At 36.8% G+C, this 21657-nt stretch carries 19 protein-coding genes and 1 tRNA gene; 14 read left to right on the top strand and 6 right to left on the bottom strand.

Translation table 11 applies throughout. The annotated features are described in order from the left end of the window. Positions 1–30: 30 nt before the first annotated feature. The 3 genes from O0931_RS11920 to O0931_RS11910 all read left to right on the top strand — a co-directional run bounded on the left by O0931_RS11920 (position 31) and on the right by O0931_RS11910 (position 5473). Entirely contained in the window at positions 31–672 is a 642-nt protein-coding gene (locus tag O0931_RS11920; RefSeq protein WP_269415808.1) for a hypothetical protein, read from the top strand. A 170-nt stretch (positions 673–842) separates the two neighbouring features. After that, positions 843–3992 (top strand): SusC/RagA family TonB-linked outer membrane protein, encoded by a 3150-nt coding sequence (locus O0931_RS11915; RefSeq protein ID WP_269415807.1) that lies wholly within the window; start codon positions 843–845, stop codon positions 3990–3992. A gap of 11 nt (positions 3993–4003) precedes the next feature. After that, the gene (locus O0931_RS11910; RefSeq protein WP_269415806.1) at positions 4004–5473 is read left to right on the top strand and encodes a RagB/SusD family nutrient uptake outer membrane protein; all 1470 of its coding nucleotides are present in this window, start codon (positions 4004–4006) and stop codon (positions 5471–5473) included. 63 nt (positions 5474–5536) lie between these two features. On the opposite strand, the gene O0931_RS11905 is transcribed toward O0931_RS11910, so the two are convergent. Together O0931_RS11905 and O0931_RS11900 are read right to left on the bottom strand one after the other, a co-directional pair. Beyond that, positions 5537–5944 carry a DoxX family protein gene (locus O0931_RS11905; RefSeq protein ID WP_269415805.1) on the bottom strand — a complete coding sequence of 136 codons (408 nt, stop codon included), beginning with the start codon at positions 5942–5944 and terminating at the stop codon, positions 5537–5539. A 1-nt stretch (position 5945) separates the two neighbouring features. Further along, on the bottom strand, positions 5946–6845 hold the full coding sequence (locus tag O0931_RS11900) for a S66 peptidase family protein (RefSeq protein WP_269415804.1): 900 nt from the start codon (positions 6843–6845) through the stop codon (positions 5946–5948). A gap of 37 nt (positions 6846–6882) precedes the next feature. On the opposite strand from O0931_RS11900, the gene metG reads away from it, so the two are divergent. Together metG and O0931_RS11890 are read left to right on the top strand one after the other, a co-directional pair. After that, positions 6883–8988 (top strand): methionine--tRNA ligase, encoded by a 2106-nt coding sequence (metG, locus tag O0931_RS11895; RefSeq protein ID WP_269415803.1) that lies wholly within the window; start codon positions 6883–6885, stop codon positions 8986–8988. A gap of 222 nt (positions 8989–9210) precedes the next feature. Beyond that, positions 9211–9813, top strand: a complete 603-nt coding sequence (locus tag O0931_RS11890; protein ID WP_269415802.1) for an FMN-dependent NADH-azoreductase — start codon at positions 9211–9213, stop codon at positions 9811–9813. 50 nt (positions 9814–9863) lie between these two features. On the opposite strand, the gene O0931_RS11885 is transcribed toward O0931_RS11890, so the two are convergent. Continuing rightward, positions 9864–10259, bottom strand: coding sequence for a VOC family protein (locus tag O0931_RS11885; protein WP_269415801.1), 396 nt, complete (start codon positions 10257–10259; stop codon positions 9864–9866). Positions 10260–10424: 165 nt separating this feature from the next. Between O0931_RS11885 and O0931_RS11880 the strand changes: the two genes are divergently transcribed. Next, positions 10425–10496, top strand: a tRNA-Arg gene (locus O0931_RS11880). A gap of 131 nt (positions 10497–10627) precedes the next feature. Here O0931_RS11880 and O0931_RS11875 read toward each other — a convergent pair. Next, on the bottom strand, positions 10628–11176 hold the full coding sequence (locus O0931_RS11875; protein WP_269415800.1) for a hypothetical protein: 549 nt from the start codon (positions 11174–11176) through the stop codon (positions 10628–10630). Positions 11177–11514: 338 nt separating this feature from the next. Here O0931_RS11875 and O0931_RS11870 point away from each other — a divergent pair, with 338 nt between their 5' ends. Then, positions 11515–12126: a GIN domain-containing protein gene (locus tag O0931_RS11870; RefSeq protein ID WP_269415799.1), complete on the top strand. Its 612-nt coding sequence runs from the start codon at positions 11515–11517 to the stop codon at positions 12124–12126. 234 nt (positions 12127–12360) lie between these two features. Here O0931_RS11870 and O0931_RS11865 read toward each other — a convergent pair whose 3' ends face one another. Continuing rightward, positions 12361–13461: a sensor histidine kinase gene (locus O0931_RS11865; protein ID WP_269415798.1), complete on the bottom strand. Its 1101-nt coding sequence runs from the start codon at positions 13459–13461 to the stop codon at positions 12361–12363. Between the two features lie 93 nt (positions 13462–13554). Here O0931_RS11865 and O0931_RS11860 point away from each other — a divergent pair, with 93 nt between their 5' ends. Further along, the gene (locus tag O0931_RS11860) at positions 13555–13695 is read left to right on the top strand and encodes a hypothetical protein (RefSeq protein WP_269415797.1); all 141 of its coding nucleotides are present in this window, start codon (positions 13555–13557) and stop codon (positions 13693–13695) included. Between the two features lie 29 nt (positions 13696–13724). Here the strand turns inward: O0931_RS11860 and O0931_RS11855 are convergent, their stop codons facing one another. After that, positions 13725–14453 (bottom strand): LytR/AlgR family response regulator transcription factor, encoded by a 729-nt coding sequence (locus tag O0931_RS11855; protein ID WP_269415796.1) that lies wholly within the window; start codon positions 14451–14453, stop codon positions 13725–13727. A 391-nt stretch (positions 14454–14844) separates the two neighbouring features. Here O0931_RS11855 and O0931_RS11850 point away from each other — a divergent pair, with 391 nt between their 5' ends. The 6 genes from O0931_RS11850 to O0931_RS11825 are packed head-to-tail and all read left to right on the top strand — an operon-like array spanning position 14845 to position 21657. After that, positions 14845–17211, top strand: coding sequence for an outer membrane beta-barrel family protein (locus tag O0931_RS11850; RefSeq protein WP_269415795.1), 2367 nt, complete (start codon positions 14845–14847; stop codon positions 17209–17211). A gap of 49 nt (positions 17212–17260) precedes the next feature. Continuing rightward, positions 17261–17512, top strand: a complete 252-nt coding sequence (locus tag O0931_RS11845) for a hypothetical protein (RefSeq protein ID WP_269415794.1) — start codon at positions 17261–17263, stop codon at positions 17510–17512. A gap of 58 nt (positions 17513–17570) precedes the next feature. Beyond that, entirely contained in the window at positions 17571–17792 is a 222-nt protein-coding gene (locus tag O0931_RS11840; protein ID WP_269415793.1) for a hypothetical protein, read from the top strand. Between the two features lie 27 nt (positions 17793–17819). Continuing rightward, positions 17820–18074 carry a hypothetical protein gene (locus tag O0931_RS11835; protein WP_269415792.1) on the top strand — a complete coding sequence of 85 codons (255 nt, stop codon included), beginning with the start codon at positions 17820–17822 and terminating at the stop codon, positions 18072–18074. Between the two features lie 26 nt (positions 18075–18100). Next, positions 18101–19405 carry a radical SAM/SPASM domain-containing protein gene (locus tag O0931_RS11830; protein WP_269415791.1) on the top strand — a complete coding sequence of 435 codons (1305 nt, stop codon included), beginning with the start codon at positions 18101–18103 and terminating at the stop codon, positions 19403–19405. 56 nt (positions 19406–19461) lie between these two features. Next, positions 19462–21657, top strand: a complete 2196-nt coding sequence (locus tag O0931_RS11825) for a peptidase domain-containing ABC transporter (RefSeq protein WP_269415790.1) — start codon at positions 19462–19464, stop codon at positions 21655–21657.

Here is a 21657-nt window from a genome sequence, read left to right as displayed (position 1 = left end):
TAGCTTTATTAAAGTTCAAATTAATATCAAATGAAATACCTTTTAATATTATTATTTTTAAGTGCAAATACCAAACAAGTTTTGGCACAAGCTTTAACTTATCAGGATGGTAGTCCTGCCAAAGAAATAAAGCTGGTTAATGTAGAAGGTTCAGAATTGCTCTATCCAAACTGGCGCTTAGGGTCTGCAAAAATAGCTTCAGGAGTTATATATTCAAATTTAAGTCTGAAATACAATTTGTATGATGATCAGGTGTATTTTTTAGGAAAGGATAGCATATCAATGAAATTTATCAACCCTGTAAATGAATTTCATATCGAGAAAGATATGTTTAAGAACGGCTACCCGGCAGTTAAAACATTTAATAATTTATCTTATTATTTAATCATGGCAGAGGGAAAGGCAACGCTTTTGAAAAAATTAACCAAAAATATAATTGAAGTAAAGGAGTTTAATTCTTCTGTAACAACAAAAAAAATAATGGATGATAAAATTTATTTTTTATTAGTTGACGGAAAAATTACACAGGTAAAAAATGATAAAAACAGTTTTATTAGTATTCTCGCTGATAAAAAAAATGAAATAGACTCCTATCTCAAAACAAACAAGGTAAATTTTAAAAAAGATGAAGATTTAACTGCTTTAATAAAGTTTTATAATGATTTGAAGTAAATTTTGTTCTTATAAGCTTCAATAATACATACAATTGCTTATTTGACATCAATCGAGTCGCATTTGTACTCAAAATCCTAGTTAATCAGTAGAATTTATTATCGTAAAATTTGCATTACGTTAAGGTTTTCTATACATTAGTGTCTAACTAATTAATCTTAACTAATTTTATGAAAAAACTTTTACAAAGTTTGTTCATCTTGCTATTTATTGCGGGAGCCGCATTCGGGCAAGAAAGAACAATCACAGGAACAGTTACAGGTAAGGAAGACGGACTCCCGCTTCCAGGTGTAAGTGTAAAAATCAAAGGCTCAACAAGTGGTGTATCAACCGCGGCAGATGGTAAATATTCCATCAAAACATCAGTAAAAACTGGAACACTGGAATTTTCTTCTATAGGATTTGTACCCCAGAACAAGTCAATAGGAACTTCTAATGTCATTAATGCTGCGTTAGAAACAGATGCTAAAACATTAACAGATGTAGTTGTTACAGGTTATACAACTCAATCTAAAAGAGATGTTACCGGATCCATTGCGAGTGTGAGCGGCGAAAAACTTAGAAATCAACCTATCCAAAGTTTTGAGCAGGCTTTAGCCGGTAAAGCTGCCGGTGTTAACATTATTCAACCTAATGGTGTATTAAACAACCCGCCTGTTTTCAGGGTTCGGGGTTTTAACTCAATATCCTTAAGTTCTTATCCATTAATTATTGTTGATGGTATACCTGTTTTTACAGGCGATCAGTCTTCTAATAGTGCGGCGGGAAATGCACTGGGCGATATTAACCCGGCAGATATTGAATCTATCGATATCCTGAAGGATGCAGCTTCTTCTGCAATTTATGGTTCGAGAGCTGCAAATGGTGTTGTAGTTATAACAACTAAAAAAGGTAAACAAGGCATAACAAAAATTAACTATGAAGGATGGGTTGGTTCTACTAAAGCTCAAAACCTGACGCCGCTTTTAAATGCCTCTGAATATGTTTTAATCAAGAACGAGTCAAGAACTAATATCGGACTTGCACCCGCATTCTTTCTGCAAACCAGGTCAGACGGCTCTCAGGTTGAAACCAATTGGTATGACTACGCCTACAGGACAGCGACTTCTCAAAACCACGCTTTAAATTTCTCCGGTGCAAATGAAAAAACTTCTTATTATGTATCCGTTGGCTATGGTAATCAGGAAGGCTTTATTTTAGGTAACTCATTTGAAAGAAAGAATGGCCGTGTAAATTTAGACCACAAATTATTTAAAAATGTTACTATAGGTACGAATTTCTCTTATAGTAATACATTGAATAGAGCACCTAATACGGGCTCTTTACCGGGTCAGGCTTTTTCTACCGTAGGTTTAGGTCGGTTGGCAATTGTGCTTCCTCCAAACGTATCTCCGTATAATGAAGATGGCTCATATAATATAAATGCATCCGGAGCGGTTGGTTTAGGCGCGAATACAATTGCATCTAACTATCCTAATGCAGCGGTTCTAGTTAATGAAGATAAAAATACTTCTGAAAGTGATCGTATTATTGCTAATGCTTACGCATCAATTGAAATTGTTAAAGGATTAACATTTAAAACTACTTACGGTTTAGATAACCTTAAGGTAGATAATAATGCTTTCGTAAACCGGATACAAGGTGATGGTTTCTCTTATAATGGGGGTGCAACAAGCACTTTTGTTAAAAACAGCAGATGGAACTGGTCTAACACTTTAAATTATAATAATGTATTTGGGGATCATACTTTAGGTGCTTTTATCGGTGCTGAAGATCAATATACCAAATCAGCTGGTTACGGTGCAACAAGACAAGGTGTAATTGATCCATTCATTCAGGTTTTCCAGGGTTCTTTTGCAACCATTACACCTGCCGGATTGGTACAGGGAAATAATGCTTTCCGTTCATACTTTGGAAGCATTAACTATGATTATAAAAAGAAATATTACCTTACCGGATCATTCAGACGTGATGGCTATTCAGGCTTATCTGCAGGTAATAAATATGGTAACTTTGGAGGTGCTTCAGCAGGTTGGGCACTTTCAGAAGAGAATTTCTACAAAGGATCTCGTTTAAGTGAAATATTAACACGTATTAAGTTTCATGGTAGTTATGGTGAAGTTGGTAACATCAATATCGGTAATTATCCTGCATTATTTTTATATAGCCCGGGACTTTACGGTTCTGCTCCGGCACTTAGCTTCTCGCAGGCTGGTAACCCTGATTTAAGATGGGAAACCAGTAAAAAAGCTGATGTTGGGGTAAACCTGGAATTCTTGGGAGGACGATTCTCCCTTGATGTGGATTACTATCATAACAATATCGATAACCTTGTCCAAAATGCACCTCAGTCTCCTTCAAAAGGGATTCCGGGAAATGCAATTACCACTAACGTTGGTAAAATGTACAATAAAGGTTTCGAGTTTACAATTAATTCGAAAAACATTAATAACGACAACTTTACCTGGTCTACAAGCTTAACTTTCAGTACCCTGAAAAATGAGGTAACTGCCCTAGGTAACAACAACGCTGATGTTTTCGGTGCAACTTCATTAGAAACAGCGAACATTACCAGAGTTGGCTATCCGATTGGTTCAATTTATACAGTTCCTACCGCTGGTGTCGACCCGGCAACAGGAGAAAGAATCTTCATAAACAGATTTGGACAAAAATTAAGATTTAGCTTTGCCCGTGCAACTGCTGCGCGTTACCAATACCTTGACGGGGCCAATGCAGGCCAGAATGCGCCTGCAATCGATGCCGCTTTAGATGCAACAATTACAGGTCAGTCTATACCAAAATGGTTTGGCGGTTTAGATAATAATTTCCGCTATAAAGCCTTTGATTTAACTTTAGGTCTAACATTTTCAGGAGGAAATAAAATTTATTATGGCTCGTTAGCAGGTCTTAGAGATCAACGTTTCTGGAATAATGAAGCGGGTGTTTTAAACAGGTGGACAACACCTGGTCAGGTTACTGATATTCCGCGTTTGGTATATGGCGACAATACTTCAAATGGTTCGGCTTTTGCCCAGTCTCAAAACGTATTCTCCGGCAATTTCCTGAAAGTTCGTAATTTAGCTTTAGGGTATACTTTACCAAGAACGGCGCTAAGTAAATATGGTGTTGGTAGCATCAGGGTATACGCACAATCAAGTAACCTGTGGATTATATCAAACTACCCGGGGCCAGATCCTGAAGTTTCTGTTAATGGAAATTCTACTACAACAGGAAACAGTGGTAACCTTGCACCAGGTGTTGATAGAAACTCTGTTCCATCTGGAAGAACGTTCACTTTCGGACTTAATGTTGGATTTTAAAATTAGAGATCATGAAAATTAAAATAAATAATAAAATAAAATATCTTTTTATCGCTGCACCATTTTTATTTGCAACGTCATGTAAAAAGGATTTCTTAACCACTGCACCGGATACGGCTTTACCAATTGAAGATGCTTTTTCAAATCCAGACAGAATTTTATCACAGGTTAACGGCATCTATGCAGGTGTAAAGAACGGGCAGTTTTTGGGCGGCAGATACCAAATTTATAGCGACATCCGCGGAGAAGATTTTGTGGTAAACAAGCCTAACGGCGTAACCGGACTCGATACCTGGAGATTTAACGTAACTTCAGGAACAAATGAAGTTGTGAACCTCTGGGGTGCTGTATACGCGGCAATTAACAGGGCCAACCTGGTTATTGAAGGCGTAAATGCAAATGCATCAAAACTTACTCCAGCACTTGCCAAACAGTATATTGCAGAAGCAAAGTTTTTACGTGCATTGTCTTATTACAGTCTGTTACAACTTTATGCCAAGCCTTATATCACAGATAACGGTGCAAGTTTAGGCGTGCCATTAAGGTTAAAAGGCGAGAAAGATTTAAGCAGCAACGATTTGAAAAGAAGTACTGTTGCAGAAGTTTATACGCAGATTTTAAAAGATCTGGACGAAGCTGAGCCAGACTTAGCATTAACGCTTACTGCAACACGGGCATCGAGAAATACCGCAATCGCCCTTAAAACAAGAGTATATCTTTCTATGGGTAACTTAACTGCTGTGGTTACAGAGGCAAACAAAATTGTATCGGCAACCGCTCCGTTTTCGGCAACTACAGGTGCACCTTTAAAATTAGAGAGTAATATTGCAACCGTATTTGGTGGTGCTTATGTGGGTAATGCCTCTGCTACAGAAACGGCATTAACATTTCCTATGGCCGATTTAGATGCACCAGGAACGCAAAACCAGTTAGCATATTATTATAATGTAGCGACTAATAATGCCGGTGGTAATGAGGAATTTTTCTTAAACCCGACCGGTATTTTTGCTAATGCTGCATTTGCAGCCGGATCAACTGATGCTAGAAAAGGCTTAACAGCTGTGTCAGGAGGAAATACTTACCTGACTAAATTTAAAAGGCCGTCGCCATATACAGACTATGTTCCGGTAATTAGATATGCAGAGGTTTTATTAAATTTAGCAGAAGCTACTGTTACCACGGATCCTACACGTTCGATAGCGTTATTAACCGCTGTTAGACAACGTTCAAATCCTGGTTATGTATTTTCTGCAACAGATTTATTGCCGGCAAATTTAAAAAATACAATTCTAACAGAAAGAAGAATCGAATTACTTGGAGAAGGTTTTCGTTCGCCTGATGTTATGAGACAAGGCTTAGGTTTTGTCGCTAAAAGTGGTTCTCAGGGAACTGCACCTGCAATACCATTCAATACTGCTGGCTATATTTGGCCAATATCTTCAGTTGAGGTTCAAAACAATAAATTAATTGTTCAAAACTAATTGCTAACCAGATGTAACACAAAAGCCGGCAATTGCCGGCTTTTGTGTTTATAAATAAAAAAATTATCTCTTATCAACACTGTATTTTCCAGGACCAATAAATATCAGTCCAAAAAATACGATGCCCAATTCAATAGCATGACTTGCGCCTTGTAATCCGTCACCTTTTGAAAAATGAACCAAAGCAGCAATAATCATCGTAAAAATTAATAAAATACAAGCCGGCCTGAAAAATAAACCCACAATCAATAAAAAACCACCAAAAGTTTCTGTGGCTGCTGCCATAAATCCCCAGAATACCGGTAAAAAATCAATGCCGATTACTTTCATGCTTCCGCCTAATTTTGTCCAGCCATCGATTCCGCCGGCCAGTTTAGGGAAACCGTGAATAATAAACATAATCCCTAATCCAACTCGTAATAAAAGTAAACCGGTATTCCGGTATCTTCCTAAATTAGCTAATATTGCCATGTTATAAATATTTAAATTCTACTTGATTTGCTTCAACTTTTAAATCAATTTCTGCACCAACAATCATCGTCATGTTATTATCAATATGCCCTGTCGGGAAATTAAAGCAAACCGGGTAATCGTATTCCTTTACAATTTCCCAGATTACTTCTTCCGGGCTTTGTCCGAAAGGGATTTTTTCTTCCTCAATTTCATTAAAAGCACCAACAATTAATCCTTTCAAATCAGCGAGTTTTCCGGCTCTTTTAAGCATTCTGAACATTCTGTCGATTGAATATTCATGTTCACCAACATCTTCCAGAAATAAGATTTTATCGTTAAAATCCATTTCAGATGAAGAACCCTGGAGCATACAAAGTAAAGTTAAATTTCCACCAATCAATGTTCCGCGGCAATTACCCGACCTGTTTTTAAAAGTGCTTTCATATGAATAAGACTGATGTTCGCCAAATAGCGCTTTCTTCAAAGATAGTAAGGCTTCCGGCGTTGAATCCTCAAAAGTGTAAGGCATTTGTGCATGCATGGATTGCACTTTTTGTTGAGCAAAAAGATGCGCTAATAAAACGGTGAGGTCACTGAAACCGACCAGCCATTTTGGATTTTGTTGGAAATTGCTAAAATTTAATTCATCAATAATTCTAACGGTACCATAACCACCACGACCAGCGATTATCGCTTTTACCATTGGGTCATCTAAGAAAGTTTGTATATCTGAAGCCCTTAAAGCATCAGAACCCGCAAACTGGTGCGCTTCTGCATACACACTCTTACCGATAATTACATCCAATCCCCAACTTCTTAAAACCGAAATGGCATAATCTATAGGCTTTGGAAGTTTTTTCGCAGGACAAACAATCGCGATTTTATCTCCTTTTTTTAAATATGGGGGCTGTATAATCATGGCTAAACAATATCTTTGTCAAATTAAATGAATTGTTTTGGATAATAGTAAAATAAAAAGATATACAGTTACTGCAGCATTGCCTTATACAAACGGACCTGTACACATCGGGCATTTAGCCGGTGTATATATTCCGGCAGATATTTATGCAAGATACCTGCGTTCAAATAAACGCGACGTAAAGTTTGTATGTGGTTCTGACGAGAATGGTGTTCCCATTACTTTGAAAGCTAAAAGAGAAGGTATTACGCCACAGGAAGTTGTAGATAAATACCACAAAATTATTGGCGATTCTTTTAAAGAGTTCGGCGTTTCATTCGATATTTACCATCGTACATCGTCTTTAACACATCATCAAACTGCTGCAGATTTTTTTGAAACCCTTTACGATAAAGGTGTTTTTACCGAAGAAATTACCGAACAATATTACGATGAGAAAGCGAAGCAGTTTTTAGCCGATCGTTACATAACCGGTACCTGTCCGAATTGTGGAAATGAAAATGCCTATGGCGATCAATGCGAAAACTGTGGCACAACCCTAAATGCAACAGATTTAATTAATCCAAAATCAACTTTATCGGGTGATAAACCTGTTTTAAAAGAAACTAAAAACTGGTTCCTGCCTTTGGATAAGTATGAAGAAAGGTTAAGGGCATACATCGAAAGCCATAAAGAATGGCGGCCAAATGTTTATGGCCAATGCCAAAGCTGGTTGAACGCAGGATTACATCCCCGTGCCATGACCCGCGATTTGGATTGGGGCATTCATGTTCCGCTTCGCGATGCAGAAGGTAAAGTTTTATATGTTTGGTTCGATGCCCCAATTGGCTACATCTCCGCAACAAAAGAACTTTGCAATTATGCAAAGCTTGATGTATGGAATCCGAAAGCAGAAGAATATTATATTAACAATTATGAAGCCGATAAATGCGGTTGGGAAGAATACTGGAAAGATGAAGATACTAAATTAGTACACTTTATCGGAAAAGATAACATTGTTTTCCATTGCATTATTTTCCCTGCGATGTTGATGGCACATGGTGGGTATATTCTTGCAGATAATGTGCCGGCTAATGAGTTTTTGAATCTCGAAGGACAAAAAATCTCCACTTCAAAAAACTGGGCGGTTTGGTTAAACGAATACCTCAGGGAGTTTGAAGGTAAGCAGGATGTTTTACGTTACGTATTAACAGCAACGGCACCGGAAACAAAAGATAACGATTTTACGTGGAAAGACTTTCAGGCCAGAAATAATAACGAATTGGTTGCGGTTTTAGGCAATTTTGTAAACCGGGTTATTGTGCTTACACACAAATATTTTAATGGAACGGTGCCCACTTTAATGGCGGTAACAGAACAAGATCAAAATGTAATTGATGAATTGGCGGGTTACCCGGCAAAAATATCGGCTTCAATTGAAAATTACCGGTTCAGGGAGGCGCTTTCAGAAGTAATGAACGTTGCCCGTTTAGGAAATAAATACCTGGCAGAAACAGAACCCTGGAAACTGATTAAAACTGATGAAGATCGTGTTCGTACCATTTTACATATTGCGCTTCAAATCTGTGCGAACCTTCAAATTTTAATTGAGCCATTTTTACCATTTACCGCAGATAAACTGATGAAGATGTTGAATAATGGAAAGCAAGGCTGGGAAAATGCGGGTTCTGTAACCCTCATTAAACGTGGCCATGATATTCAAGAAGGCGTATTGCTATTCGAAAAAATTGAAGATGCTGCGATCGATTTCCAGATCGAAAAGTTAAATCAAAGCAAAGCTTCAAACGCGACAACAGCTGTTTCAGCTCCTGCAAAAGAAAATATCAATTTCGATGATTTCTCTGCCATGGATATTCGTGTAGCAACTATTATTGCTGCAGAAAAAGTAGAGAAGACCAAGAAGTTACTAAAGCTGACCGTTAATACTGGTCTGGATGAGCGTACAGTTGTTTCCGGTATAGCTGAACATTATAAGCCGGAAGACATCATCGGTAAGCAGGTAAGCCTAATTGTAAACCTGGCACCAAGAGAAATTAAAGGAATTTTATCTCAAGGTATGATTTTGATGGCAGAAAATTCAGAAGGAAAACTTACTTTTGTAGCGCCTTCTGAAAAGTTTGCCGAAGGTAGTGTGATTAGATAATCTGGATTCACAAGCGACGAACTTTTAAGTTTGAATTGGTGTTATTCCGAACTACTTTAAGACGCCTTTATAAACGAAATAAATACTTTAGCCCTGCATAGCCAGGGCTTTTTCATGCCTCAAACTGCTTCTAACTTTCTAAAAGGATAGCGCTAACCTTTGGGATAGTTATAAAATTAGCTGGAAGGCTATCTCTAAATTTGCCTTATAAATTTAGATAAAATGAAAAAAATTCTTCATATCATTTCAAGTCCTCGCGGCGAAGACTCGATGAGCATAAAATTGGGCAAAGCCATAATCTCAAAAATTCAGGAAACCTATCCGGGCGCTACTGTCCATGAGCACAACTTAGCGAAACAACAATTTCCACATCTCGAAGAAGCGCATCTTGTGGCATTTTTTACGCCTGCAGAGAACAGAAGTGCCGAAAATGTAGAAGCCATCCGCCATTCGAATGAAGCCATAGCAGAGATTCAGGATGCAGATATTATCGTTATTGATGTACCGTTCTATAATTTTGGTATTCCATCAACGCTTAAAGCATGGGTTGATCATATTGCAAGAGCTGGCGTTACCTTTAAGTATGGCGCAAATGGCCCGGAAGGTTTGATTACAGGCAAAAAGGTCTATCTGGCAATCGCATCTGGCGGTATCTACTCAGACGGTCTAATGCAAGGTTACGATTTTGCTGCTCCTTATCTCAAATCAGTGCTTGGCTTCTTAGGCATGACAGATGTAAGCATATTCAGAGTTGAAGGTGCGTCTATACCAGTTATTCAGGATACTGCTCTTGAAAAAGGTATTCAAAGTATTTTGATTGATTAACAGCTCCGCAAAACCTTGTAGGAACTTGTGTTTCTGCAAGGTTTTTTCTTCTAGTAAGATGGCCAGTAAAGTACATTAAATTTATGCCCATCAGGATCTGAAAAGCCAAATGTATAACCTTTATCAAAATCTTCAGCTTCTGCATATATCGTTGCACCAGCTTTTTTAACCCTTTCCAGCCATAAATCTACCTCTTCACGACTGTCGGCCGAGAGGCTAAAAATAATTTCAGTTCCGGTGTTTAGTGCGGCATTTTCTAGCCTCGCTGCATTTTTGAACTGCTTCGCCAGGAAGAAATGAATTATGAAGTTATCTTTTCCAAACAAAAAACTTACCAAGTCGGCATTAAAGGTTCCATTGGGTTTGAAACCTAAATCACTGTAAAATTTAGCGGTTATTTCTAAATCTTTTACGGCAAGGTTAGCCCATATCATCTTAGTTTCCATAAAATCTTAGTTTTAATATTAAAGAACAACAAGTTAGCAATTTGCTTTGTTTTTGGATCTGGCATTGCTGGCTTGTTACGGCAGGTTACCGTTATGAATATAAAAAACAACTTAAACTATCAGTTTTCCGCTTAAAACTTTTATTATATTTGCGGCAGATAAAATGGTCCCGTAGTTCAACGGATAGAATAGAAGTTTCCTAAACTTTAGATATGAGTTCGATTCTCGTCGGGACCACTTCCTTAGATTTAAACCAGAACAAAGTCTCGCAAATATTTGATTTTCAAGACTTTGTTTTGGTTTTTTTTATAAGGTGTTAATACTTCTTGTTCAAGTAAAAATGTAATAGAAGATACGTCTGGGAGAATTTATTTGTGCTGCCAGCATCTGCCACCGCCAACAACGACACGCTTGCAGTAGCCTCCGGTCTTATTTTTTGCTCCACAAACCGAAGAACTGGGTGCGGTTGTTCCACCAGTGTTATTTCCGCCGGTTGAAGTGTTGGAAACATAGTTGCCAAAGCTTGATGTGCCGTTCCCTGAAGCCGTGCTGTAGGAAATGTCTGCTCGATTGTAACCAAGATTTCCATATACTACCGTCTCATCCTTTAAGATATAGGCATGAATGGATTGATAACTTGAAATGATCGTGGACACGCTTAACTTTAAGTCAAAGGCAACTTGTTTTTCGATTTTATAAGTCCATTTACCCATATTGCTCTTTACCGTTTTTATCTGATTGGTTGCGTCGGTATATGAGATATCGCAATAATCACAAGTAACTTCATAAGAAAAAACTATAGGAACTTTATCCGGCTCCTTTGCAGTTTCTATTTCTGCTTTCTTGCAGGAGCTGCTCATCATCAATAAAATAAACAGTGTATTGGACCTTAATGATCTTGTAAAAGTTGTTTTCATATTCTTGTTTTAATTAATACGGACCAAATTAGGAGGAATTTAAGAGATATAATTATGGGTTTCCGTACGGAATACCCTGATTAAAAAGGTTTAAGATAATCTAATCAAAGACTATGTCGGGCATTTCAAATCAGTATGGAGAACTGACGGCGCTCGCAGACAAGCTCTTTATAAATCTTCCTAGTCAGATGAAAAATTATTTACCGTTCGTCTAGAAATTACAGGCGTTGGTCTATTGGTTGGTAATGCTGGTATAATACACGGTTTTTGGCTGCAACGTTTGATGTATGGCTGCGTCTTAATAACAAACAATAGCAAAAACCTAAAATATAAAAGATATGAAAACTTTAGCAAAAACATTATTCGCAGCAGCATTAACAGCAGTAGTATTCACTTCATCAGCAATGGCAACTTTTGCCGCTGAGCCAGTTAAGGCAGAAACAAAAACTTCTTCATTATCAAAATTCAACAGAATTTGGGTAAGTGGAAACGTTAAAATCATCTTAACACAAGGTGAAAAGCAAAATGTAGAGGGTGTGAGCAACTATGATGCTACAAAAACCTCAATGTCAACTGACGGAAAAACCTTATTTATAAATTCATTAGAAACAAATCAGGTAACGCTGAACATTACCGTAAAAGATTTGGAAAGAATTGAAGCTTATGGTCAATCAGTTGTGGTAACCAGCAATAATTTCGATGTAAAAAACCTTCAGTTGTTTTTGAGTCAGAGTGCTACAGCGAAGATAAAAACTACAGCAGGCAGTTTATATACTATTGTTAAGGATGATGCGGTATTGAAATTAAACGGTACTGCCGATCAAAGTACAATGATTGCCAGCAACATGAAAAATGTAAAATTAACTGACTTCGCCAGTCTAAAATCGGAATCATATGCTTCTGAAAGTATCATGGAAGCGGAGAAAAATGCAATGGTTTTAGCAAAATAAAATCCTGTTTTTAAGAAAGTTAGAGCTGCCTATTTGGGTGGCTTTTTTTTTGTAAAATGTTTTTAACAACTAATCCCAACCTGATCAATAAATTTCTCCTATATATCGGTATGGCTATGTGATATAATAGTTGTTGGCATAATTGCAGGTTAGATATAAAGAATAAAATATAAAAAATTAGTGCTGCATGTAAGAATGGTGTTCCATAATTAAAGTGGTAATCCAAAACATTTACTATGAATTTAAACAGCGATTAAGTTCCAGTAAGCTGATTTTAATTTCTACAAAGAACTGGTCTTCAAGTTGAAAATGCTTAAAACTTGTATGGTCTCCGTAGGCATTAAGCAGTCGTTGTTTTATGTTTGCAATGCCACGTTCACTTTTAGAATTGAAATCTATAGGTTCCTTAATATAGTTTTTGGTCTGGATGCAAAGTGAACCATCATCAATTGAAATGGTTATCCCGGCGCTGGAATTAGGCACAGTAAGATCTCCATGTTTAAAAATGTTTTCCACAAGCGTGAGTAATACCAAAGGTATTAGGTTTAAAGTAATTACCTCTTGAGGATATGTGATGTTCAGGTCTAATGAACTGTTTCTTAGTTTGTAAAGATTTATCAGGGACTCCACATGAGCAATTTCTTGCATGATTGGTGCATAAGGACCCATTAAGTCGGAATCAATAGCATATCTCATGGTTTTGGATAAACATATTACAGATTTTGCTGAGAGGTCCGGGTTCGATTGGATATTGTGGTATATAAAATCCAATGTATTGAATAGGAAGTGTGGATTTATTTGTGCTTTTAAAAATGCATTTTGGCTATTGGTTAATGCCTGTTCAATCTCTTGTTGTTTGATAACAGCATTTAAGTTTTCCTCTAAAAGCTGCTTTTTTGTTCGGACATCTTGCAGGTATTGCTTTAAAAAATAATAAGCTGTAGCAAAACCAAGGAAGTATAGACCGCGGTAGAGATTCTTTAAAATAAACTGGTAGTTAAGGTCATAAGTTTTTTCATTAGTAATAATGTTAAGCCTTATTAAGCAGAGATCGGCAAGATAGTGAGCAACTATATAAAGTGATAAGTAAAAGAATAAAAACACCGGAATACGAACAAACAGAAGCGTTTTTCCCTCTAAAACTTTTGGGAAAACGACATCTGTGGTTAAATAGAATAAGATGATAATAATCGTATAATGTGCTATGTAAGTGATCGGGTTACCAAAGATATTGAAGATCAATCCTATCACAACTGTTTCATAGGTAATAAAAATTGCCCACACCATGATGTGAAGTTGCTTCTTGCGCAACCAAATCGATATTTTTTTAGTCATGTGAAATCACGGGTTCTACATAGTTTATTTGCCGTTCTGCATAAAATATTTTAAGTCTGTTTCTTTTGAAGCTAGGTTAACGGAAAAATATTTATGGAAAATAAGATTTTTAAGTTAACTGTTAGAAAAGTTTTTATCTTCAAAAGAAATTTCAGCAAATTGCCGATGAAAAGTACTGAGCCTACAACCACCATGGTTACAACAACCTTAACAGGTTATCCGCCTTATCAGTAATCTATGTAACTGAAAATTGTTGGGGAAGTTTATTTAGATGACTTTAATATCCTTTCGGAAATGAAGGATGAAAACGTTTTCCGATAGTGTTCTCCAACAGTTACTTCAAGCCCTGTTGTCATTTTTATAGAATTTCCGGTTATTGAATCAATGTATTTTTCAGCTATCAAAAAGCTACGCTGGAATTGGAGAAATCCAGATTGGCCCGTGATTTTTTTTGAGAATTCAGAGAGGGACATGTAAGTTAGGACCTTTCTTTTAACTGTATGTATCATTATATAATTCGACTTGCTCTCTACGGCCACAACATCTGAAAAATTTATCTTTATCAGTTTTAAATTTTCTTCCTTGCTCTTCACTAAAAATGAATCTTCTTTTTCTAAACTTTTACGCTCAACATTCGGTTCGGGAAACAGGTTATTCATGGAAACCACAAATTCTGCTAATGTATATGGTTTTAGCAGGTAATCATCGGCCTGTACTTTAAATGCCTCATAACCGTACTTCGTGTGAGCGGTCGTAAAAACAAGTTTATCAGTCTTTTTTCTTACCTCTCTTGATAATTCTAATCCATTTAGTTTTGGCATGTCAATATCAAGTAGTATCAGGCTGACGGGTTCTGAGGATTTGATTTTGATAAGCGCTTCCACAGGATCTGTAAAACAGTCACGAACAATAAGGCCAGGAAAATTTTGAATATAACCTTTGAGAGCATCAATGGCATATTGTTCATCGTCAATTATGATACATGTATGCATTTCAATTAAATAATAAGTTAATCAGGATCAATGATTCTTTGAGGTTTTGCTTAAAGTCATATGACTAACCTGAATCATACAAATCGCAGCAATTAAATGTAAAACTATTTTCGGCCTGTACAAAGAACTTTTTTTATTAAAAAAAGCTTGTTTAATGCCATTCTGTATAGGAAAGTTCACGTTCTGCATAAAAAACTTCTGAATCCGGAATTTTTGGACAAGATTGAATTAACAAAAATCGCTGATCAATAACTTCAGAACGTTTACCTGCCAATACTTTATGAATTGCTCTCCTCCCTTTTTCGCGTTTCCGACAAATAGCAGGGTTTTAGTTACCAAGTTTTTTTTAGTAGCAACAATCACAATTATTTTAACATTACTACAAACCCGCGTGAGCAGATCCCAGGAGCAATATAAGATATCCGGTAAGGTCAATTCCCCTGATAAAAAGGGCGTGCCCTACGCAACAGTTACCTTGTTTAAGGATGCTCTGGAGTTTAAAGTTACAGCCTGTGACAGTTCAGGGAATTTTGTTTTTGCTTTTAACGATGATGTCGTTTCGCAAAAATTATACCTTCAGGCAAAAAACTTCTCGTCCGTTTCAGAAAAATATGAGATAAAGAATAACAACTTCATTCAGCTGTTTTTAAATCCGGCCACTACAGATTTAAAAACGGTAGAAATAAAAAGCGCAAAACCCGTATTTATCCGAAAAGCAGATCGATTTATATTTGAACCTACTCCGGAATTGGCGAAAGGTAACTCTGCGATTGAGATAATGAGGTATACGCCGCTACTTAAACTTGATGAACGAAGCGAGACCATATCAATAATCAATAAACCGGGTACTATAATATACATTAATAACAGGAAATCACAGATGCCAACAGAGCTTCTGATTCAAACCTTAAAGTCTATCCCTGCATCAGATATAAAAAGTATAGAAATAATAACCAATCCCGGGAGTGAATTTGATGCAAATATAGCGGGGGGTATTATAAATATTAATCTAAAGAGACAAATTAATCAGGGTTGGCTAGGTAACCTTACGTTACAGTCTGTTCAGTCTGCATATAATACCACGATGTTAAATGGAGGGGTTACCTGGAGTAAGCAAAAATTTGCTTTACAATTTATTCCTTTTTTTAACCGGAGTTTTAATTATTCGACAAGGGTAAATGAAATAAAATATAACTCGGGGGCGCTTGAAAACTTAAACAGCACTAATTTCAGAAGATACCTGGTAACCGGCGGCGGCGTAAATCTTGACTATGATATCGACAGTGCAAATTTTCTTGGCATTAAGCTTTGGAGAACAGGTGTTTCCGGAAAATCAAGGTTTAATGGAAATACAAATTTTAATCATCCGCTTACTGATTCCACCGAGATTTCGGCCTACGATGGAAACGATAAGTATACCTACAGTTTTGGAAATATAAATTACAGGTGGCAGCTAAATAAGCTAAAGGATAGTTATCTGGATATTAATTTGGACTATAACCATTTTTTTCAAAGAAAAGAATATAGCGGAGAGTTTACCACTACCGGCAATAACTCAGCTGGCAGGCCAACTTTATACTTTAACATTCTTCCGCAAAAATTTACCAACTATTCTCAAAAAGTTGAGTTTTCCAGACGCATAACATTAAAATCTAATTTAGTTTCAGGGGTTCAGTTCAGCAGTACCAATGTCGGAAGTGATCTTTCTTATAACAATGTAACTGCAGCGGGAAATCTTGTGGAATCTCCCTTAAGTAATTCTTTTTTATATAACGAGCATTATTTTTCTGCGTTCTCGGTATTGAAAAGTCAGATTTCAAAAAAATGGAATGCAAATGTCGGACTGCGTTTAGAGTACACGAATTATTCTACGGAAAATATCAGGGACAACATTCTGAGGGATTCGAGTTATTTCAATCTTTTCCCAAGTTTTTCGGTTAGTTTTTCCCCGTCATTTAAGCATCAGCTCGCCGTTAGTTTCTCCAGAAATATATCACGTCCGAATATTGAATTGCTATTTCCGGGAAGAACATACAACAACTCGACTTTTTTTACTGAGAATAATCCCTTCCTGATGCCGGCACTCGTGTATAAATCAGAATTTTCATATGTCTACAACAGCCAATATGCATTTCAGTTGTCTTATTACAGCACTAAAAATGCATACTCAAGTTTTATTGTTTCCGGAGTAGAAGCGAATCAAAATATATTGAGGAGGACATATGTTAATTACGGAAGCGTAAATGAATTTAATCTTGTCATCAATAGCAGTAAAAATTTTTTCAAGAATTTTTGGAGTGTTTATTTTACCCCTTACCTCAATTACCGGTATTATGCTGGTAAAGTGGGTTCAACGGTCGTGTCGGACAGAAATTTAAATTTGAATCTGATTTTAGACAATTATATTTTTCTTTCCCGGAAAAAAAATTGGACTGCATTTCTAACCTATACATTTAACGGCCCTAAAAAGGATATATCCGGTGAAAGAATTAACGCCGGTAATTCCCTGGACTTTCAGTTAAAAAAAGTCATAGGAAAATTTTCTCTGAATTTCATAGCAACGGACCTTTTCAATGGTAATTCAATTGCAGAGGTCAATCAGTTCGCTGATCTTTTAATCACCAGAAATTATTCCCGTACCAATAGTTACAACAGGTCAGTAATGTTGAGGGTGAGGTACAATTTCGGTAACACAAAGCTAAGGGTAAATAAAGGAAGAGGAACAGCAAACGATGACATCCGGGGACGGGCCAATTAATGATTTTTTTAAAACTAACAATAAATGTTTCACAATTAAATCAATTAAAATGAAAAAAAATGAAAGCAAACTAGCCCAGTTTTCAAAACAACTGGAAGAATTGACAAATGGCCAATTAGATGGAGGATTTGCTGTAATTCTCTCACCAACTTTTAATTCAATCATCATTGGCGGCAATGAGGGGGACAATACCAACAACTGCAATGGAGGAAACTGTATAGTTGGCTGCGGTACAAATACTGCGGCTGGCTGCGGCGGAACGGTTAATAGCGTTGCCGGCTGTGGTGTAAAAAAAGACTAAATCATTATTTAAATACGGGTGCTCATTGTGCATCCGTATAAACTGAAATTGACAAGACATGAAAAATTTATCAAAATTAAGAGAAACCCTTGAAGGAAAACTTACAGGCGGTTTCTCCATTATCCAACCAATACATAACAAAAGTATTATTGGAGGAAACGAAGAATCCAACAACTGTTCAGGATCAAACTGCGTAGAAGGCTGTGGTTCCAATCTTTCAGCAGGTTGTGGTCACAATCAAAATACCGTCGCCGGCTGCGGTACAATAAAAAACGCCTGATAATTGCTCAAACTTAATTATCAGATTATGAAAAATACTAATCAAAAATCGTTAAAAGCGATTACTGAAATGGTACTTGATACAGATGGCAAGTTGCAAGGAGGCTTTACTGTAATGAGTTACGAGGCAAATAATATGATTCTGGGAGGTGAAGGCGAAGGCGCAAATAATTGCCTGGGTGGCAACTGTGTTCAAGGATGTGGTACCAATGATGCCAAAGCATGCGGCGGCACCATCAATACTGCTCCCGGTTGCGGTGTCAAACAAGAGAGCTATTTTTAATTATCAACATTTTCTAAATTATCAATATGAAATATTCACAATTCAACTCAATTTTACCACTCGAGGACAAGTTTGTACTCTATAATACATTTTCAAATCATGCAATCGTACTAGATCCGCTTTTAAAGGATTTACTCAATGCAGCTAAAATTGAAGGTATTGATAATTTAGAAGATGTTCATCCTACTTTTTTCTCTGCTCTAAAACATAAGGAATTCTTATTGGAGGATTCGGTTGACGAAGTGCAAAAAGTAATGGATCTTCGAAATGCTGTAGATTATGCGGAAGACGCTTACCACTTGACAATCAATCCTACAATGAACTGTAATTTCAAATGTTGGTACTGCTATGAAACCCATATCAAAGCCTCAAGGATGAATGAGGAGATTATTGAGCGTGTAAACAAATTTTTATCCTACCAGCTTGAAAAGAACGAAAAGCTTCAGCACTTCACGCTTTCATGGTTTGGCGGGGAACCACTATTATACTATTATGACATTGTTCTTCCTATCATAAACCACTTTAATAAAGTCGCTCAGAACAGGTCGATAAGTACATTCGTAAATTTTACAAGCAACGGTTTCCTGGTGTCGGAAAAAATGTTGGAGAGTTTTAAGGAAACCGGTGTGCGATCACTGCAAATTACTTTGGATGGCTACGGTGCGGATCACGATAAAGTCAGATACGTAACTGAAACAAGGGGATCTTATGAAAAGATAATCAGTAATGTGGTTATGATGATAAAACAGCAAGTATTTATTAGGCTCAGGATTAACTATACAACGGAAAACCTAAAAAACGTTCATAGAATCGTATACGATTTGCTCGATTTGACTGAAGCAGATAAAGAATTTATCATGGTCGATTTCCATAGGGTTTGGCAGGACGATGTATTGGATGATAGCGACATCGTACAATTACAAATAGATGAATTCAAAAAATATGGGTTCGCCGTTTCTTCCAATCATTCCATGGATAACGTACGAAACTCGTGTTATGCCGACAAAAAAAACAGCGCAGTAATTAATTATAATGGAGATGTTTTTAAATGTACTGCCAGGGATTTTACCACCTTTAAGCGCGATGGATATATAGACGAACAAGGCGAGATAATATGGGAGAATGGTCGGCACGAAAAAAGAATGGATTCAAAATTTAAAAACAAGCCATGCCTTTCATGCAGACTTTTACCGGTATGTAATGGAGGATGTTCACAACACGCAGTAGAAAATGTAGAAATTCAAGGTGAGTATTGTGTTTTTAATCATGATGAGAATCGAAAAAGCGAAATTGTTATGGAAAAGGTACGGGAATTATTAGACCTGGCCTGATGAGCGCTTAGAATTAGCTTCTCATCTTTTTTCTATAAATAAAATAGATATTTACAATGAAATTCCCCCACTACACTCAACTTGAAGCACGGGATTGCGGCCCTACCTGTCTGAAAATTGTCGCCAGGTTTTATGGTAAAAACTATTCAATGGCCGAGCTCAAAGATTATTGTGCGGTTACAAGGCAGGGCGTCTCACTTCAGGATATTATCAATGGCGCTTCCAATATCGGTTTCGATACGCTTTCTGTAAAGTTAACCCTTGATAATATAAAAACGATTCCTTTGCCCGCCATTTTGTACTGGAGGCAGGAACATTATGTAGTCCTTTACAACATAAAGGAAAGAAGAGGAAAGCGAACCTATTTTATTTCAGACCCAAGTTTCGGAAGGATTCCCTTAAGAGAGGAATTTTTTGATAAGCAGTGGACAAATAATGAGAATGCTGGTATTGCTCTTTTGCTTGAGCCTACTCAGGAATTTCATGATAAGGTCCCCATTCCAACCGAAAAGAACCTGGCACTCTCAAAAATCGGCAGTTATTTTTTGGCAATTATAAAGAATAACAGGTTTAAATCTGCACTGTCGCTTTTTCTTATTTTGGTCGCAATGGTTGGTACATGGCTATTTCCATCAGTCTTTAGAAAAATGATCGATAACGGTGTAATGGCTAAAGATATTAATGTTGTTTTTTATTTACTTGCTGCTCAATTTATCATATTTGTGAGTCAAATTATTTCTGACAGTATCAGCTCAATTTTGCTGATGCAGATAAATTTTAAAGTAAGTCTGCAGTTTTTGGTTAACTATCTTCATAAACTAATCAGGTTGCCTCTTAAAATATTTGACAACAGGTTAAATTCTGACCTCATGATGAGAATGGATGATAGTGACAGGATTCAGAATTTCTTGAGTCACCATAGTATAGAATTTCTTATTTCTGTTCTTAGCCTGGGAATATTTTCTGTGCTTTTATGTTCTTACAATGTATTTGCCTTTCTGATTTTTATTGTAATGAGCATTTTCAGCATACTCTGGACGCTATTATTTTTGGATAAGCGAAAACTACTGGATTACTCAAGATTTACGGCTGCTTCTGAAACCAAAAATAACATTTATGAGCTGATTAACGAGATGCCTGAAATCAAGATAAATAACGCTCATGAAAATAAGATTTCGCAATGGGAAGGGCTTCAGAAAAAGCTCAACAAAATTAATCTTGAGGCATTGAACTTAAACTATTACCAGCTCATAGGCGCTAACTTTTTCAATCGTTCAAAAGATATTCTTATAACCGGACTGTGTGCATATTTTGTAATTCAAGGTACTATGTCTATTGGCGTGATGATGGTGGTTGGTTATATTATTGGCCAGCTAAATACCCCGATAAACAACCTGATAAATATCATAAGAGGGCTGCAGGATGCAAAAATGTCATTTGACAGGTTGGAAGATATTCAGCGGTTGGATAATGAGGATGTTAACAGGAATACCGTTCTTAAATTCAGTCCGGTACATTCCATACAGCTCAAAAATGTTTCATTTAAATATGAGGGAAGTTTTAATAATAACGTTTTGGAAAATCTGAATCTGGAGATTCCGGTTGGTAAAATTACGGCTATTGTAGGTTCAAGCGGCAGCGGTAAAACAACGCTTTTGAAATTGTTGTTATCTATTTATAACCCGGGCCAGGGAAGCATATATCTCGACGATGTTAATCTGCAAACGGTAGTTCCGGACTCGTGGAGAACCAGATGCGGGGTTGTGTTTCAGGATGGCTATATTTACAGCGGTACTTATGCTGAAAATATTGCACTTGCCGATGCCAAGCCGGATATGGTTAAATTGAAATATGCGTGTGAGTTGGCTTGTATTGATGAGTTTATAGAATCTTTACCTATGCAATACAACTCCAGGATTGGCAGAACAGGCGCCAATTTGAGTGGAGGTCAAAAGCAAAGGCTACTTATTGCCAGAGCGATTTACAGGGATCCGGATTTCATTTTCTTCGATGAGGCTACAAGTAGTCTGGACGCAAATAATGAGAAAAAAATTTTAAATAATTTAAATGAATTTTTTAAAGGAAAAACTGTAGTTATAATCGCCCACCGCCTGAGCACGGTTAAAAAAGCAGATCAGATTATCGTTATGGAAAAAGGATCTATCCTGGAACAGAATACCCATAATAAGCTAATTGCAGCGAAAGGTAAATATTACGAACTAATAAAAAACCAGCTTGAACTGGGCAACTAG

The sequence above is a fragment of the Pedobacter rhodius genome (assembly GCF_027213645.1).
GTDB classification, from domain to species: Bacteria; Bacteroidota; Bacteroidia; order Sphingobacteriales; family Sphingobacteriaceae; genus Pedobacter; species Pedobacter rhodius.
This window is presented reverse-complemented; position numbering and strand designations above follow the sequence as displayed.

What these genes read in the sequence shown, in the direction of transcription:
- O0931_RS11915 (WP_269415807.1), top strand. Translation starts at nt 843, where the DNA reads ATGAAAAAACTTTTACAAAGTTTGTTCATCTTGCTATTTATTGCGGGA.
- O0931_RS11900 (WP_269415804.1), bottom strand. Translation starts at nt 6,845, where the DNA reads ATGATTATACAGCCCCCATATTTAAAAAAAGGAGATAAAATCGCGATT.
- O0931_RS11885 (WP_269415801.1), bottom strand. Translation starts at nt 10,259, where the DNA reads ATGGAAACTAAGATGATATGGGCTAACCTTGCCGTAAAAGATTTAGAA.
- O0931_RS11905 (WP_269415805.1), bottom strand. Translation starts at nt 5,944, where the DNA reads ATGGCAATATTAGCTAATTTAGGAAGATACCGGAATACCGGTTTACTT.
- O0931_RS11910 (WP_269415806.1), top strand. Translation starts at nt 4,004, where the DNA reads ATGAAAATTAAAATAAATAATAAAATAAAATATCTTTTTATCGCTGCA.
- O0931_RS11855 (WP_269415796.1), bottom strand. Translation starts at nt 14,453, where the DNA reads ATGCATACATGTATCATAATTGACGATGAACAATATGCCATTGATGCT.
- O0931_RS11875 (WP_269415800.1), bottom strand. Translation starts at nt 11,176, where the DNA reads ATGAAAACAACTTTTACAAGATCATTAAGGTCCAATACACTGTTTATT.
- O0931_RS11920 (WP_269415808.1), top strand. Translation starts at nt 31, where the DNA reads ATGAAATACCTTTTAATATTATTATTTTTAAGTGCAAATACCAAACAA.
- O0931_RS11845 (WP_269415794.1), top strand. Translation starts at nt 17,261, where the DNA reads ATGAAAAAAAATGAAAGCAAACTAGCCCAGTTTTCAAAACAACTGGAA.
- O0931_RS11865 (WP_269415798.1), bottom strand. Translation starts at nt 13,461, where the DNA reads ATGACTAAAAAAATATCGATTTGGTTGCGCAAGAAGCAACTTCACATC.
- O0931_RS11890 (WP_269415802.1), top strand. Translation starts at nt 9,211, where the DNA reads ATGAAAAAAATTCTTCATATCATTTCAAGTCCTCGCGGCGAAGACTCG.
- O0931_RS11870 (WP_269415799.1), top strand. Translation starts at nt 11,515, where the DNA reads ATGAAAACTTTAGCAAAAACATTATTCGCAGCAGCATTAACAGCAGTA.
- O0931_RS11835 (WP_269415792.1), top strand. Translation starts at nt 17,820, where the DNA reads ATGAAAAATACTAATCAAAAATCGTTAAAAGCGATTACTGAAATGGTA.
- O0931_RS11825 (WP_269415790.1), top strand. Translation starts at nt 19,462, where the DNA reads ATGAAATTCCCCCACTACACTCAACTTGAAGCACGGGATTGCGGCCCT.
- O0931_RS11860 (WP_269415797.1), top strand. Translation starts at nt 13,555, where the DNA reads ATGGAAAATAAGATTTTTAAGTTAACTGTTAGAAAAGTTTTTATCTTC.
- O0931_RS11830 (WP_269415791.1), top strand. Translation starts at nt 18,101, where the DNA reads ATGAAATATTCACAATTCAACTCAATTTTACCACTCGAGGACAAGTTT.
- O0931_RS11840 (WP_269415793.1), top strand. Translation starts at nt 17,571, where the DNA reads ATGAAAAATTTATCAAAATTAAGAGAAACCCTTGAAGGAAAACTTACA.